This window comes from Pseudomonas sp. A34-9 (genome assembly GCF_029543085.1).
Lineage (GTDB): Bacteria > Pseudomonadota > Gammaproteobacteria > Pseudomonadales > Pseudomonadaceae > Aquipseudomonas.
This window is the reverse complement of record NZ_CP119967.1, coordinates 517,862-534,372: the sequence shown is the minus strand read 5'-3', so window position 1 is coordinate 534,372 and position 16,511 is coordinate 517,862. Positions and strand designations below refer to the sequence as shown.

The window sequence follows — 16,511 nt, the reverse complement described above, 5'->3', positions numbered from 1 at the left end:
TCAAAAGATCGCAGCCTTCGGCAGCTCCTACAGGGATCGGTGTAGGAGCTGCCGAAGGCTGCGATCTTTTGCTTCTGTATCACGCTTATCAATCATCCTGTTCAGCCTTTATCAGCACGCCTAGACTCGGCCCAACCCCAATTTCAGGTAGGCCGCCATGTCCGAGACGCTGCTCAGTTCCCGCAATCTGGCTTTCGAGCTGTATGAAGTCCTCGATGCCGAAGGCCTGACCCGGCGTGAGCGTTTTGCCGAGCACAACCGCGAGACCTTCGACGCCGCCCTCGGCACCGCGCGCAACATCGCCGAAAAGTACTTCGCACCGCACAATCGCAAGGGCGACGAGAACGAGCCGCGCTACGAGGACGGTCAGGCGATTCTGATTCCCGAGGTGAAACCGGCGGTGGATGCCTTCCTTGAGGCCGGATTCCTCAATGCCGCGCGCAGTTTCGAAGCGGGCGGCATGCAACTGCCGACATTGCTTTCCCAAGCATGCTTCGCCCATTTCCAGTCGGCCAACGCGGCTTCGACTTCGTACCCGTTCCTGACCATGGGCGCGGCGAACCTGATCGAAAGCTTCGGCACGGAAGAACAAAAGCAGCGCTTCCTGCAACCGATGATCGATGGCCGCTTCTTCGGCACCATGGCCCTGACCGAGCCCCACGCTGGATCATCGTTGTCGGATATTCGTACACGCGCCGAGCCTGCGCCCGACGGCACCTATCGCCTCAAGGGCAACAAGATCTTCATTTCCGGCGGCGACCACCCGCTCTCGGAGAACATTGTGCACATGGTCCTGGCCAAGCTGCCGGACGCGCCACCCGGGGTGAAAGGCATCTCGCTGTTCATCGTGCCGAAGTTTCTGGTCAACGATGACGGCAGCCTCGGCCAACGCAATGACGTGTTGCTGGCTGGGCTGTTCCACAAGATGGGCTGGCGCGGCACCACTTCCACGGCGCTGAACTTCGGCGATAACGGTGAGTGTGTCGGCTATCTGGTGGGCGAGCCGCATCGCGGTTTGAGTTACATGTTCCAGATGATGAACGAAGCGCGGATCGGCGTCGGTATGGGCGCCGTGATGCTCGGTTATGCCGGTTATCTGTACTCGCTGGAGTACGCCCGTGAACGTCCGCAAGGGCGGCTGCCGGACAGCAAGGATCCGACCACCGCGCCAGTGGCGATCATTCAGCACGCGGATGTCAGACGCATGCTGCTGACGCAGAAATCCTACGTCGAAGGGGCATTTGACCTCGGCTTGTATGCCGCTCGCCTGTTCGACGACACCACCACGCTTGAATCCGAAGCCGAGCGCAAGCAGGCGCATGAATTGCTGGACCTGCTGACACCGATCGTCAAATCCTGGCCATCGGAGTTCTGTCTCAAGGCCAACGAACTGGCGATCCAGATTCTCGGTGGCCACGGCTACACCCGTGAATATCCGGTGGAGCAATATTACCGCGACAATCGCCTGAACCCGATCCATGAGGGCACCCACGGCATTCAGTCGCTGGACTTGCTCGGGCGCAAACTGGCGCAGAACGGCGGTGCCGGGCTGAAGCAGTTGATCCGGTTGATCGCCGCCACCGCTGAACGCGCTACGGCGTACGATTCGCTGACCGCACTGCGGGAGCCACTGGAAAAACTGGTGGCGCGCCTGCAAACGGTGACCATTGGCCTGCTGACCGATCTGGCGCAAGGGAAGATCAACAGCAGCCTGGCGAACTCGGCGCTGTACCTGAAGGTGTTCGGGCACACGGTGATTGGCTGGCGCTGGCTGGAGCAGGCGATTCGTGCGGAGGAAGGGTTAGCGAAAGGCAACTCGGCGGATGCTGACTTCTATAAGGGCAAGTTGCAGGCGGCGCGGTATTTCCTGACGTGGGAAGTACCGGGTTGTCACCATGAGCTGGCGTTGCTGGAGGCGCGGGATGATACGTGCCTGGCGATGCAGGATGCGTGGTTCTAAAACGCTACCCTCACCCCAGCCCTCTCCCTGTATGTACCGGAGACATGGTGGACACATGTTCGGAGACATGGTGGACGGTTTTAGATCTTCTTACCTGCCGTAACGATCTGCAAGTTCAAGTCGATTCGGGCAATACGATGTCTACTCCAGTAGACATCGTGGATGCCATCTTCCGTCGTTTCCCGGATAGCTACTGACCTCCCGTAAAAAGCTTTTCCGACTGTGTATTCACGGTTCCGCCAGTAGATCTCGCCCTTCACCTGAACCTTCCTGACCACATCCCCATCGTCGTACTCCGGCGCCGCGGGTTGCTCCTGATATTCCCGTGGGCTGCTGCTGTAGCGAGTAGCAGGCACCTGCATGTCCAACGCTTGATGTGGACGCTTCTGGTTGTAGATATCACGCCAGATATCAAACGCCCGTTGTGCACCGTTGAGATCAATAAAATGTCGGTCTCGCAGGACTTCATTTTTCAGGCTGCGGTGGAAGCGTTCCAGCTTTCCTTGGGTTTGCGGATGATAAGGTCGAGAGTGCCCGACCTTGATGCCCTGACTCATCAGCCAGACCTCCAGCGCGGTATAAACGCCAGTCTGGTCACCCCAGGGTGAACCGTTGTCCATCGTCATGCGCAAAGGCAGACCATGACGCCGAAAGACCCGGATTAGATGCTCCTGAACGGTTTCACGTCGCTCATCGAGGCAGGCCGCGATACACAGCGAAAACCGCGAATGATCGTCCAGTATCGTCAACGGATGGCAACGTCCCTGAGCCAGGCTGATATGGCCCTTGAAGTCCATCTGCCAAAGATCGTTGGGCGCTTCATGCTCGAAGCGGATAAACGGTTTAATCTCAGCGGCCTTTGAATCAACGCGTGAATGACGCTGTAAAACCGCATGCACGGTACTGACCGAAGGCATTACTACGCCGCTGTCTTCCAGCACACGTTTGAGCTTGCGAGCGCCCCAAGCCGCGTATTCCTCACTCACGGTCAGAATCTGCTGCTCAACCTCTTCAGCGCAGCGTTTGGGTGACGTCTTCGGTCGTCGAGACTGATCGATCAAGCCCTCTGCACCTGAAGTTTCAAACCTGTTGAGCCATTTGTAGGCAGTGCTTGGGCTGATATTGAATCGGCGGCAAAGCTGCCGGACATTGGCTCCTTCTTGCCGAGCCAAATGCACGAACTCTGAACGAAGCTGCACGGTGGACACCTCTTCCCAGGACACAGGTCATCTCCTTGGTGATGAGCAATGTGTCTATTAAAAAGTGTCCACCATGTCTCCGAACACCTGTCCACCATGTCTCCGGTACATACACTCCCGGAGGGAGAGGGGGCCGACCGAGGTGTCTTGCGCCATACATTGACCTGAGAAACCGAGTCGATTATGGATTCAGTACTGCACTTTCAGGTCGGTGTACGTCTCAAGCATTCCACATTCAGTCCCCTCTCCCTCCGGGAGAGGGTTAGGGTGAGGGGCTTTTCAGATCCTCAGCTCAACTTGAACCCGCCCATCTGTCGCGCCAGATCATCCGCCAGCTTCTGCAACATCTGACAATCCTCTCGACAAGCCCGAACCTCCCCCGCCGTCGCCCGCGCCAGATCAGAAATCCCCTGCACGTTACGGTTGATCTCCTCGGTCACTGCCGACTGTTCTTCCGTCGCCGTCGCCACCTGATGGTTCATGTCACTGATGCGCTCGACCTGCCCGGTAATCGCGGTCAGCGATGCGCCGGTACGCTGGCTCGACTCAACGCCTGTGCCGGTTGCGGCTTGCCCGGTACGCATCGACGACACGGCGTTTTCCGCACCTTGCTTGAGGCTGCCGATCATCTGCTGAATTTCGTCAGTAGAGGCCTGAGTCCGTCGCGCCAAGGTGCGCACTTCATCGGCGACAACCGCAAAGCCGCGCCCCATATCCCCGGCTCGAGCCGCTTCGATGGCGGCATTGAGCGCCAACAGGTTGGTCTGCTCGGACACGCCGCGAATCACTGCCAGCACCGAATCGATCGACGCCACTTGCTGTGCCAGCTCGCCAACGGCACCCGCCGCCACGCCAATCTCATCGGACATGCTTTCAATATGCTTGATCGAGCCGCCAACCACTTCCCGCGCCTGCAGCGCTTCATCCCGTGCGGTTTGTGAAGCGAGCGCGGCATTGCCGGCGTTCTGCGCGATTTCCTGCACGGTCAGGCCCATCTCGTGAACCGCAGTCGCGACCATGTCAGTCATTTCCTGCTGACGGCCAGAGCGTTCGGCGGTGTTCTCCACCACTTTCGCCACCTGCCCTACCGCCGTGCGCAGACGCTCGCTGGTGTTCAGCACTTCGCCGATCATCCCGCGCTGACTGTCGAGGAAACGGTTGAAGCCCCGGGCGAGGTCGCCCAGCTCATCGGCGCGGCTGGAATCTAACCGATGGGTCAAATCTCCACCGCCGCTACCAATCGCTACCAGCGCCGCTGTTACCTGACGAATCGGGCGCACCAATCCTTGGGCCAGCCACACCACCAGTGCCAGGCACACCAGCGCCACCGCCAGACCGATACCGCCGCTCATCCACATCGCTTTGCGGGCTTCGGCGTAGATCTGCGACTGCGGCACTTCGGCCACCAACGTCCAGCCCAAATCGCGCAGGGGCAGGCTGAAAGCCAGAAAGTCTTCGCCGTCGCGTTGAAATGAACGATTAGTGGCAACTTTTTGACCCATGACCGCTTGCGCGGCGTCGGCGCCAATCTGCTCGCCCAAGGTGCGTTTGCCACTGAACTGCGCTTCGGGATGCACCTGGATCAAACCGTCGGAACGCACGAGATAGACCTTGCCACGCTCACCAAAGCTGAAATTGTGGATCAGCTCTGACAGTTCTTTCATGCTCAGTCCCAGCCCGGCAACACCCACCACCTTGCCGGCCTGCTCGACCTTCAAATCAATGAACAGCGCCAACTCTCCGGTGGCGCCGTCGTTATCGATATTCAGGGTGCGCGGCTGGTCGCTGTCGAGAAAGGAATAGAACCATGCATCGGCCGGTTTGGATCGACTGAGGGTGCGATCCAGGCCTTTTTCAGTAATGTAGTGATTGGATTCAGTGCCGATAATCAAAGCGGTGAAGGCCTTGTGTTCGGCGCGGATGCCTTCCAGATACTGCGCGAAGCCTGCGGTTTTGCTGCTGTCTTCACCCGAGGCGAGCCAGTCGCGGACCATGGTGTTACTGGCGATGTCTTTCGCGGCAGTCAAAGGCTGGATGAGGATCCGTTCGATATCGTTGCGCGTCGCTTCGATGCTCGACGGCAGTGCTTGCTCGACCAGATAGCTCTGGGCGAGGCGGTTGACCACCAGGGTATAAATGCCAACCACAATCAGAATGCTGACCAGCAGGGCGGTGCCCATGCTGAGAATCAGCTGCCATTGAATACTGCGTCGCCACAACTGCATGGAGCACCCCCAAAGAATAAGTGGCCGAAACAATGCAACAGCCGTGCCGATTGTATACAACCCAATCGACAATCTATTCTTTGGTTGTGCGCAACCCCATCAACCCTGGTTAATGGTCTTGGCGATGGTGTCGACCGTGGCGCTGACTTGCTCTTGGTAACGGTCGAGTTCTTCTTTGTGCTTCTTCTTCATTTCAATCTGCTGCGAGCAGAGATTCATTGCCGCCAGCACCAGCAGGCGGTCGCCGATCAGCGTCGGGTATTTCCTTTTGGTGTCGTCCAAAGCGGCCTTGAGCATCATTGCCGCGTCCAGCAGGGTCTGTTCTTCCCCGGCCGGTGCCTTGATCGAATAGTCCTCCCCGAGAATGGAGACGACTTTTACCCCTGCTGTGTGGTGGTTCATGCGCTGACCGGACCTGCGTTGACGCGATCAACCAGGGCTTGAATGCGGGCTGCGGTGGCGCCGTGCTTTTCTTCCTGTTCCATCAAGCTCAGTTGCAGGCTTTCGTTTTCATCCTTGGCCTGGGCCAGTTCCGTGGACAGGGTCTGGTTGGTTTGCGCAAGGCTCTGGTTCTGTTGCACCAGGTCGCTGACGAGCTGTTCCAATTGGCTGAGGGATGCTTCCAACATTTTGATCTTCCAAGCGTTTTTCAAAGGGCGCGTACGATAAAGAAAAGTCACCACGGATGCCAGGGTTTAACCGGCGCAAGGCCTTGATTTTCCTGGCGGGCGAGCTTTCTCGCGAGTTTAAAAGACTGTGATCTGCCGATCTGGTTCCTGCACTTCGTCGCCCAGGACCCTCTGCGACAAATACGCACACCGCCTCAAGACTTTAGTCGTATGACCGATAAGTCATCCATACAGCAGTCTCCGCCCGCATGGATGCGGCCCTCTCTTGGTATCCGCCCCATGTCCCTTCGCAATATGAACATCGCCCCACGGGCGTTTACCGGCTTTGCCCTGATCGGCGGCCTGATGCTGATTCTCGGCGTGTTTGCGCTGAATCAGATGAGCAAAATCCGCGCAGCGGGCGAAGACATCGCGACTCAAAGCGTGCCGTCGATCAAGGCCCTCGATGAATTCACTCAACTGACGCTGCGCCTGCGGGTGCTGTCGTACCGCTTGCTGATCAACCGCGAACCAGACGTGCAGCAAAAAACCATCGAGCTGTTCGAGTTGCGCAATCGGCAGATCGCCGATGCCCAGCGTGCCTACGAACCCCTGATCGATGGCCCGCAAGAGCGTGCGGCCTATGACCAGTACGTGCAGCTCCTGGGTCAGTACCGTCAACTCGAAGACCGGATGAAAGCCCTGTCGCGCAACAATCAGATCGATGAACTGCGGCAGATGCTCAACTCGGACTTGCTGAGCAACTCGGAAGCGGTGAACACAGCCCTGGCGCGCCTGCTGGAGATCAACACCCAACAAATCGCCGAGACGGATAAAGGCGCGAGCGATCAGTTTTCGATGTCTTTCAACCTCGTGGTCACGTTGTTGGTGATCGCCACCGGGCTGACGCTTCTCTTCGCCTGGCTGCTGACCGTCAGCATCACCAAGCCGATTTCCAAAGCACTGGACGCTGCGGAAACCATTGCCGAGGGCAACCTGACTCAGCCGATCCATGTTGACGGCACCGATGAAGCCGGGCGCCTGCTCTCGGCCATGGCGAAGATGCAAGCGAAGCTGCGCGACACCCTGCAGCGTATTTCCGGCTCCGCCACCCAGTTGGCTTCGGCAGCGGAAGAACTGAACAGCGTGACCGACGAAAGCGCGCGCGGCCTGACTCAGCAGAACAACGAAATCGAACAGGCGGCCACTGCCGTCAACGAGATGACCAGCGCTGTGGAAGAAGTCGCGCGCAACGCGGTGAGCACTTCGGAAGCCTCGAAGAACGCCACCACCTCGGCCGGTGACGGTCGTGATCTGGTGCAGGAAACCGTCAGCGCCATCGAACGCATGAGCGCCGATGTGCAGAGCACTGCGAGTCTGATCGGTGATCTGGCCAATGAATCCCGCGACATCGGCAAGGTGCTGGACGTGATCCGTGGTCTGGCCGATCAAACCAACCTGCTGGCACTGAACGCGGCGATTGAAGCGGCGCGTGCCGGTGAGGCTGGCCGTGGTTTTGCCGTGGTGGCGGACGAAGTGCGCGCCCTGGCGCATCGCACTCAGCAGTCGACCAGCGAAATCGAGCGGATGATCGGCAGCATTCAGAGCGGCACCGAACACGCCGTGGACTCGATGCGCAACAGTACCGAACGTGCCGAGTCGACCCTGAACATCGCCCGTGGTGCCGGCATGTCGCTGGACACCATCAACACCGCCATCGTCGAGATCAACGAGCGCAACCTGGTGATCGCCAGCGCCGCCGAAGAGCAGGCGCAGGTGGCGCGGGAAGTGGATCGCAATCTGGTGAATATTCGTGATTTGTCGGTGCAATCGGCGACCGGCGCGAATCAGACCAGTGCGGCGAGTAACGAGCTGTCGCGATTGGCGCTGGACCTGAACAACATGGTTGGGCGCTTTAGCCTTTAAGATCAAAAGCCCCCCCTCACCCCAGCCCTCTCCCCCAAGGGGGCGAGGGGGGAAAGGGAGCAGATCGCTGTGCTTTTCAAACCTGAGTTCGACTCCGGACGTTCAGGTCGGCGTACCTCGCACAAACACCTCGATCAATTTGATCGTTCCCACGCTCTGCGTGGGAATGCAGCCCGGGACGCTCCGCGTCCCAAAGCGGACGCAGAGCGTCCATTGAGGCATTCCCACACAGAGCGTGGGAACGATCTGGCAGGGTTCGGCAAAAGCTTTTTGACAGCATCACATTTCAACAGGTTAGAATCGCTGGCACGCAGACTGCATGGTCAGTTTGTGCCCGTCTTTACGCTTCTGGAGTACTGCCTTTGAATGCGACGACCATCAACAGCCTGTTCTTGATCGGCGCGTTGCTGGTAGGCGCAAGCATTCTCGTCAGCTCACTCTCTTCCCGTCTCGGCATTCCGATTCTGGTCATTATTCTTGCGGTCGGCATGGCCGCCGGGGTCGATGGCGGCGGGATCATTTTCGATAACTACCCGACGGCCTATCTGGTCGGCAACCTCGCACTGGCAGTGATCCTCCTCGACGGTGGCTTGCGCACGCGGGTGTCGAGTTTCCGCGTGGCGCTATGGCCGGCGTTATCGCTGGCCACGGTCGGGGTGTTGATCACCACCGGGTTGACCGGCATGGCGGCCGCATGGCTGTTTGACCTCAATCTGATTCAAGGTCTGCTGATCGGCGCAATCGTCGGCTCAACGGACGCTGCGGCGGTGTTCTCGCTGCTCGGCGGCAAAGGCCTGAACGAGCGGGTAACTGCCAGCCTGGAAATCGAATCCGGCAGCAACGACCCGATGGCGGTGTTTCTCACCGTGACCCTGATCGACATGCTCGCCAGCGGCCAGACCGGTCTGCACTGGAGTCTGCTGACGCACCTGGTCCGCGAGTTCGGCATCGGAGGCGTGATCGGCCTCGGTGGTGGCTGGCTGATGTTGCAGCTGGTCAACCGCATTAACCTCGCAGCGGGGCTGTATCCGATTCTGGTGATCGCCGGCGGTCTGGTGGTGTTCGCGCTGACCAACGCCTTGCATGGCAGCGGCTTCCTCGCCGTTTATCTGTGCGGTCTGGTCATCGGTAACCGCCCGGTGCGCAGCCGTCATGGCATTCTGCATATGCTCGATGGCATGGCATGGCTGGCGCAGATCGGCATGTTCCTCGTGCTGGGCCTTTTGGTCACGCCGCACGATTTGCTGCCGATCGCCCTGCCCGCCCTCGGTCTGGCGTTGTGGATGATTCTGTTTGCGCGGCCGCTGTCGGTGATGGTCGGCCTGCTGCCGTTCAAGGCCTTCCACGGTCGCGAAAAAGCCTTTATTTCCTGGGTTGGCCTGCGCGGCGCGGTACCGATCATTCTGGCGGTGTTCCCGCTGATGGCCGGCCTGCCGAATGCGCAGCTGTACTTCAACCTCGCCTTCTTCATCGTGCTGGTGTCGCTGCTGGTGCAGGGCACGAGCCTGCCGTGGGTGGCCAAACTGTTGAAGGTCACGGTACCGCCAGAGCCCGCGCCGATTTCCCGCGCGGCGCTGGAAGTCCACGTCACCAGCGAGTGGGAGCTGTTCGTTTACAAGCTCGGTGCAGAGAAATGGTGCATCGGTTCACCCCTGCGCGAACTGAAAATGCCCGAAGGCACACGTATCGCGGCCCTGTTTCGTGGCCAGCAATTGCTCCATCCGTCGGGTAGTACGGTGCTGGAAGTCGATGATTTGCTGTGTGTTATCGGCCATGAACACAACCTCGGCGCCCTCGGAAAACTGTTCAGCCAAGCGCCGCAACGGGGCCTCGATCTGCGCTTCTTCGGTGATTTCGTGCTTGAAGGAGATGCCCAGCTTAAAGCGGTTGCGGCACTCTATGGATTGCCAGCCGAGGGCATCGACCCGGACATGACCCTGGGCACCTTCATTGCCCACAAAGTGGGTGGCGCGCCCATCGTCGGCGACCAGGTGGAATGGAACAACACCCACTGGACCGTTGCGGTCATGGACGGGAACAAGATCGGCAAAGTGGGCGTCAGATTCCCCGAAGGAAGTCGCCCGGGCCCCGGACTCTTCCTCTAAACTGCGTCCACTCTCACTTGCTTGACCGGTCTCTATGCCTACCCTGCGCTCCTTTTTCGCTGCGGCCCTGCTGGGCCTGAGTCTTACTGTCGGCCCGCTGTACGCCGCCGAACCACCGTCCACTGACGCCGTGCAGGCCAGCCTCGACAAGCTTGCCGACAGCAAACTGCCGGACGCCGATAAAAAGGCCCTGCAAACGGTCCTGCAGAACACACTCAATCAGTTGAACAATCAGCGTGATTACGAGCAGAAGCTGATCGATCTCAAGCAGCAACTGGCCACCGCGCCCAAGCAGACTATCGAAAACGCCCGCGAACTGACGCGCCTCAAGGCCAACGCCGTGGTGCCGGTGGCGCAGCGTTTCCCCCGCGAATCGATTCCGCAGCTGGAGCAAATCCTCACCGATCGCTCGACTCAGCAAAGTGACCTGCAAAAGGCCTTGGCCGACGCCAACAGCCTGATCATCACCGCGCAAACCCGTCCGGAACGCGCGCAAGCGGAAATTTCCGCCAGCCAGACGCGCATCCAGCAGATCAACAACATTCTCAAGTCCGGCAAGGACGCGGGTAAAACCGTCACCGCCGAGCAGCGCGACCAGTTGAACGCCGAGTTGGCGGCGCTGAATGCGCTGATCCCGCTGCGTCGTCAGGAGCTGGCTGGCAACAGTCAGTTGCAGGATCTGGGCAACGCTCAGCATGACTTGCTCTCGGAAAAGTCCGACCGCCTCGACCGCGAGATTCAGGAACTGCAAACCCTGATCAACCAGAAGCGTCTGGCGCAATCGCAGGAAACCGTTACCCAGCAGTCGATCGAAGCGCAGAAGGCCGGTAGCAGCAGTCTGCTGGCCATCGAAAGCACGGCGAACCTCAAGCTCTCCGACTACCTGCTCAAAAGCACTGACCGCCTCAACGAAGTCACCCAGCAGAATCTGCAAACCAAACAACAGCTCGACAGCCTGACCCAAAGCGATTCGGCGCTGGACGAGCAGATCAGCGTGCTCAAGGGCAGCCTGCTGCTCTCGAAAATTCTCTATAAGCAGAAGCAAGCGCTGCCACGACTCAAGGTCGACCGCGATCTGGCCGATCAGATCGCCGACATTCGCCTGTGGCAATTCGACGTCAGCCAGCAGCGTGAGCAACTGAGTAATCCGGCCGCCTATGTCGACACCCTGCTGGCCACTCAGCCGCCGGAGCAGGTCACGCCGCAATTGCGCAAAAACCTGCTGGATCTGGCCAACACCCGCGCCGATCTGCTGGAGCGGCTGAACCGCGAACTGAGCGCCATGCTCAACGAGTCGATCACCCTGCAACTCAATCAGAAACAACTGCTGAGCACCGCGCAAAGCCTGCGCGCGACCCTCGATGAGCAGATGTTCTGGATTCCGAGTAACAAGCCGCTGGATCTGGAATGGATGCGCAGCGTGCCGGAGCGCCTGAAGCGCCAGGTCGACACCCTGCCATGGGCCTCCAGCCTGAGCGAACTGACCGATGGCCTGACCCAGCGGCCGTTGTTGTTCCTGCCGCTGGCACTGTTGATCGGCGCGCTGCTGTGGCGACGCAAGAACCTGTATGCACGGCTGAACAAGGTTCACCAGGACATCGGCCACTTCAAACGCGACAGCCAGTGGCACACCCCGCAGGCGATTCTGATCAATATTCTGCTGGCAATGCCGGTGGCGCTGGGTCTGGCGCTGTGCGGTCTGGCGTTGCAGATCGACGCCCGCGGGCAGAACGCCAATATGGGCGCAGCACTGCTGCAAATGGGTCAGGCGTGGCTGGTGTTCTACACCGCTTACCGGATTCTCGCGCCGGGAGGCGTGGCGGAGTTGCACTTCCGTTGGGAAAAGCCGCAGGTCGAATTCCTTCAGGGCTGGATCCGTCGACTGGGTCTGGTGGTGATGGCGCTGGTGACCATTGTCGCCGTGGCCGAACTGCAACCGGCCGCCCTGGCCGATGACGTGCTCGGCATGCCGGTGGTGCTGACCTGCTATGCCTTGATGGCATGGCTGCTCAGCCGTCTGCTGATCAGCAGCCCGGCCCACGAGAACACCTCGCTGTTCCGCAAAGCCGTCGGCGTGATGTTCACCCTGCTGCCGATCGCGTTGTTCGTGGCCGTGTGCTTCGGCTACTACTACACCGCGCTGAAACTCAGCGACCGACTGATCAACACCCTGTACCTGCTGATGTTCTGGCTGGTGATCGAAGCGACTTTCGTCCGTGGCCTGAGCGTTGCCGCGCGACGCCTGGCCTATCAACGCGCCCTGGCCAAACGTCAGGCAGCGAAAGAGGCCGGCGATGGCGAAGCGGTGATCGAAGAACCGACGCTGGACATCGAAAAGGTCAACGAACAGTCCCTGCGCCTGATCCGCCTGGCCCTGCTCGGCGGCTTCATCGCCGCGCTGTACTGGGTCTGGTCGGACCTGATTTCGGTGTTCTCGTACCTCGACAACATCACCCTCTACGAATACACCAGCGGCACCGGTGCCAACATGAGCATGGTGCCGATCAGTATCGGCGACATGCTGGGTGCGCTGATCATCATCGGCATCACCTTCGCCCTCGCGCGCAACTTGCCGGGCCTGCTCGAAGTGTTCGTGCTGTCCAAGTTGAATCTGGCCCAGGGCAGTGCCTACGCAACCACGACGCTGCTGTCGTACGTGATCGCCGGCGTCGGCTTCGTCTCGACCCTGTCAACGCTTGGCGTGAGTTGGGACAAGTTGCAGTGGCTGGTGGCGGCGCTGTCGGTGGGTCTCGGTTTCGGTATGCAGGAGATCTTCGCCAACTTCATCTCCGGCATCATGATCCTCTTCGAACGCCCGGTGCGGATCGGTGACACCATCACCATCGGCAACCTGTCGGGCACGGTGAGCAAGATCCGCATCCGCGCCACGACCATCACCGACTTCGACCGCAAGGACATCATTGTCCCGAACAAGACGTTCATTACCGGGCAACTGATCAACTGGTCGCTGACCGACACCATCACCCGCGTTACGCTGAAACTCGGTGTCGATTACGGCTCGGATCTGGATCTGGTCAAGGAACTGCTGCTCAAGGCTGCCCGGGAAAACCCGCGCGTGCTGAAAGAGCCAGAGCCGCATGTGTACTTCCTCAACTTCGGTGAAAGCACCCTCGACCACGAGTTGCGCATGCACGTGCGCGATCTTGGCGACCGCAACCCGGTGCTCGATGAGGTCAACCGCTTCATCAACCGCGAGTTCAAGAAGCAGCACATCAACATCTCGTTCCGCCAGATGGAGGTGTACCTGAAGAACCTCCATGGCCAGGAATACAAGATGGTGCCGATCGAGCCGGAAACCAAAACCATCGTGCCGGTTGCCGACGATCAGAAACCGCTGCAAGAGCCGCCGCCGGCCAAACTCGACTAACCGGTCTAATCCCAGCAGAATGCTCGGACATTCTGCTGGAGCCGGCCCTTGAAAGCCCTCGACGAACTGACCTTCGACAATCGCTTTGCCCGTCTGGGCGACGCGTTCTGCGCCCATGTGCTGCCCGAGCCGATCGACAACCCGCGTCTGGTCGTGGCGAGCCCGGCGGCCCTGGCCCTGCTCGATCTCGATCCGGCGACCGCCGAAACCCACGAATTTGCCGAACTGTTTGGCGGCCACAAGCTGTGGGCCGATGCCGAGCCGCGGGCGATGGTTTATTCCGGGCATCAGTTCGGCGGGTATACGCCGCAACTCGGCGATGGTCGCGGGCTGCTGCTCGGGGAGGTCTACAACACTGCCGGCGAGCATTGGGATTTGCACCTGAAGGGCGCCGGACAGACGCCGTTTTCGCGCATGGGCGACGGTCGCGCAGTGTTGCGTTCGTCGATCCGCGAATTCCTCGCTTCCGAAGCGCTGTACGCATTGAACATCCCTTCGTCGCGGGCAGCCTGCGTGATCGGCTCCGACACCCCGGTCTGGCGCGAAAAGCAGGAGCGCGCGGCGATGGTCCTGCGTTTGGCGCCAAGCCACATCCGCTTCGGCCACTTCGAATATTTCTACTACACCAAGCGCCCCGAGCAGCAGAAGCAACTCGGCGAGCACGTGCTGGCGATGCACTTCCCCGAATGTCTGGAACAACCGGAACCGTATCTGGCGATGTTCCGCGAGATCGTCGAGCGCAACGCCGAACTGATTGCCAAGTGGCAGGCCTACGGCTTCTGCCACGGCGTGATGAACACTGACAACATGTCGATCCTCGGCATCACTTTCGACTTCGGCCCGTTTGCCTTTCTCGACGACTTCGACGCCAATTTCATCTGCAACCATTCGGATGATCAGGGCCGCTACTCGTTCAGCAATCAGGTGCCGGTGGGCCAGTGGAACCTCAGTGCGCTGGCCCAGGCACTGACACCGTTCATCAGCGTCGAAGCCCTGCGCGAAACCCTCGGCTTGTACCTGCCACTGTTCCAGGCGCACTACCTCGACCTGATGCGCCGGCGCTTCGGCTTCACCACGGCCGAAGACGACGACCAGAAACTGCTGGAAGACTTGCTGCAACTGATGCAGAACAGCGGCGTCGACTACACGCTGTTCTTCCGTCGACTCGGCGAGGAATCACCTCAGCAGGCTGTCGCCCGCCTGCGTGACGACTTCGTCGACATCAAGGGTTTCGATGCCTGGGCCGAACGCTACATCGACCGGGTTGCCCGCGAGGGCGAAGCCGATCAGGAACAGCGCCGTACCCGCATGCACGCGGTCAATCCGCTGTACATCCTGCGCAATTACCTGGCGCAAAAGGCTATCGACGCGGCAGAGCAAGGGGATTACTCAGAGGTACGCCGACTGCATGCGGTGCTGAGCAAACCGTTTGAGGAGCAGCCGGGGATGGACGGTTACGCCGAGCGGCCGCCAGAGTGGGGCAAGCATTTGGAGATCAGTTGTTCTTCCTGAGTGCCAACGCCTCATCTTGATAAACAGTTCGTACGGCTCCAGATAAGTCGTACGAACCGCTGAACGCCAACGAGCCGAATATGACCAACCCACTCCTCATCCCCTGCCCCTCCTGCAACGGCCTCAACCGCATCCCCGCCGAGCGCCTGGCGGACCAGCCCAAGTGCGGACGCTGCAAATCCGCAGTGCTGTCGAGCAAACCCTTCGAACTCAAGCAAGGCGATTACGCCAGCCAGATCAAAGGGGATCTGCCGCTGCTGGTGGACGTGTGGGCGGACTGGTGTGGGCCGTGCAAGTCGTTTGCGCCGGTGTTCGAGCAGGCGGCAACGCAGCTGGCGGGCAAGTGCCGCTTGGCCAAGCTTGATAGCGAGGCGAATCAGCAGTTGTCGGCGCAGTTGGGCATTCGTTCGATTCCGAGCCTGATTCTGTTCAAGAACGGGAAAGAAGTGGCACGGCAGAGTGGTGCGTTTCCGCTGCCGCAGCTGATGGCGTGGCTGCGCAGCCAGGGGATCTGACACACCAGGGACCCAATGTGGGAGCGAGCCTGCTCGCGAAGGCGTCCGTTCAGTCAACACAGATGTTGAATGTACTGGCCTCTTCGCGAGCAGGCTCGCTCCCACAGGGGATCTGCGTTGCTCAAGAGATCAGTGATCTTCGAGCAGATTGTGCAGTTCGACGAACTGCTGGGTCAGCTTGTGTCGCGGATCGAGGTGGATCAGCGGCATGCTGGCCTGATGCGATTCACGCATGCGCACCGAACTGCTCAGATACACCGGCAGCACTGGCAAACCTTCGGCAATCAGCTCATCGAGCATCTGCTGCGGCAGGCTGGCGCGCGCCTGGAACTGGTTGACCACGATGCCTTCGACCTCCAGGCCTTCGTTGTGGTCATCCTTCAGCTCTTCGATTTCCGCGATCAGGCCGTACAGGGCCTGACGGGAGAAGCTGTCGCAATCGAAGGGAATCAACACGCGATCAGCGGCAATCAGCGCCGATACCGCATAGAAATTCAGCGCTGGTGGCGTATCGAGGTAAATCCGGTCGTAATCCTCGGACAGTTCATCAAGCAACTTTCGCAGCTTGTTGATCTTGTGCTTGGCCTCGAGTTTGGGCTGCAAGTCGGCCAGTTCAGCGGTGGCTGTGATGATGTGCAGGTTGTCGAACGGGGTTTCGTAGATGTCTGCCTGATTCTTCTTCGAGAACGGCCCTGACGACAGCGTCTGCTTGAAGAAGTCGGCAATGCCCATCGGGATGTCGTCACCGGTCAGCCCGGTCAGATACTGGGTGGAGTTGGCCTGGGCATCGAGGTCCACCAACAGCGTGCGATAACCCTCGCTGGCGCTGACCGCCGCCAGATTGCAGGCAATGCTCGACTTGCCTACGCCACCTTTCTGATTGAACACCACGCGCCGCATGACCAAACCTCCGTGTATCAAAGAATGACCGAGTGTAGATGCGCGCGACCTCGCTTCGCTACCTTCATGGACGTGGACTACAGAGTCAGGGGCAAAAATCCACGGACGGTTAGAGCAAAAACCGCCATTGATCGCCGAGATGCCCGACAGACAAGCCGCCGATAATCTGGATA

Annotated in this window: 10 protein-coding genes and 1 pseudogene; 6 read left to right on the top strand and 5 right to left on the bottom strand. The window is 59.8% G+C overall.

The genetic code is table 11. From position 1 onward, the window contains the following. Nucleotides 1-157 precede the first annotated feature (157 nt). Complete coding sequence (locus tag P3G59_RS02340; protein ID WP_277760302.1) at nucleotides 158-1,960, top strand: acyl-CoA dehydrogenase; 1,803 nt, start codon at nucleotides 158-160, stop codon at nucleotides 1,958-1,960. A 10-nt stretch (nucleotides 1,961-1,970) separates the two neighbouring features. On the opposite strand, the pseudogene P3G59_RS02335 reads toward P3G59_RS02340, so the two are convergent. From P3G59_RS02335 to P3G59_RS02320, 4 genes and pseudogenes are all read right to left on the bottom strand, one after another. Continuing rightward, nucleotides 1,971-3,183: pseudogene (locus P3G59_RS02335) on the bottom strand (IS481 family transposase). Nucleotides 3,184-3,446: 263 nt separating this feature from the next. Further along, a complete protein-coding gene (locus P3G59_RS02330; protein WP_277760301.1) occupies nucleotides 3,447-5,384 on the bottom strand; it encodes a methyl-accepting chemotaxis protein in 1,938 nt (645 codons plus the stop codon). Nucleotides 5,385-5,483: 99 nt separating this feature from the next. Next, complete coding sequence (locus tag P3G59_RS02325; protein ID WP_277760300.1) at nucleotides 5,484-5,786, bottom strand: cell division protein ZapA; 303 nt, start codon at nucleotides 5,784-5,786, stop codon at nucleotides 5,484-5,486. Further along, entirely contained in the window at nucleotides 5,783-6,013 is a 231-nt protein-coding gene (locus P3G59_RS02320; protein WP_095187399.1) for a hypothetical protein, read from the bottom strand. Before P3G59_RS02320 ends, P3G59_RS02325 begins: the two co-directional genes overlap by 4 nt. Before the next feature lie 279 nt (nucleotides 6,014-6,292). Between P3G59_RS02320 and P3G59_RS02315 the strand changes: the two genes are divergently transcribed. From P3G59_RS02315 to trxC, 5 genes are all read left to right on the top strand, one after another. Next, nucleotides 6,293-7,918, top strand: coding sequence for a methyl-accepting chemotaxis protein (locus P3G59_RS02315; protein WP_277760299.1), 1,626 nt, complete (start codon nucleotides 6,293-6,295; stop codon nucleotides 7,916-7,918). A 362-nt stretch (nucleotides 7,919-8,280) separates the two neighbouring features. Then, the gene (locus P3G59_RS02310; RefSeq protein ID WP_277760298.1) at nucleotides 8,281-10,023 is read left to right on the top strand and encodes a potassium/proton antiporter; all 1,743 of its coding nucleotides are present in this window, start codon (nucleotides 8,281-8,283) and stop codon (nucleotides 10,021-10,023) included. A gap of 34 nt (nucleotides 10,024-10,057) precedes the next feature. After that, nucleotides 10,058-13,411, top strand: a complete 3,354-nt coding sequence (gene mscK / locus P3G59_RS02305; RefSeq protein WP_277760297.1) for a mechanosensitive channel MscK — start codon at nucleotides 10,058-10,060, stop codon at nucleotides 13,409-13,411. A 48-nt stretch (nucleotides 13,412-13,459) separates the two neighbouring features. Further along, entirely contained in the window at nucleotides 13,460-14,923 is a 1,464-nt protein-coding gene (gene selO / locus P3G59_RS02300) for a protein adenylyltransferase SelO (RefSeq protein WP_277760296.1), read from the top strand. An 80-nt stretch (nucleotides 14,924-15,003) separates the two neighbouring features. After that, the gene (gene trxC, locus P3G59_RS02295; RefSeq protein ID WP_277760295.1) at nucleotides 15,004-15,438 is read left to right on the top strand and encodes a thioredoxin TrxC; all 435 of its coding nucleotides are present in this window, start codon (nucleotides 15,004-15,006) and stop codon (nucleotides 15,436-15,438) included. Nucleotides 15,439-15,567: 129 nt separating this feature from the next. On the opposite strand, the gene P3G59_RS02290 is transcribed toward trxC, so the two are convergent. Then, nucleotides 15,568-16,338, bottom strand: coding sequence for a ParA family protein (locus P3G59_RS02290; protein WP_024011296.1), 771 nt, complete (start codon nucleotides 16,336-16,338; stop codon nucleotides 15,568-15,570). Nucleotides 16,339-16,511: the final 173 nt, after the last annotated feature.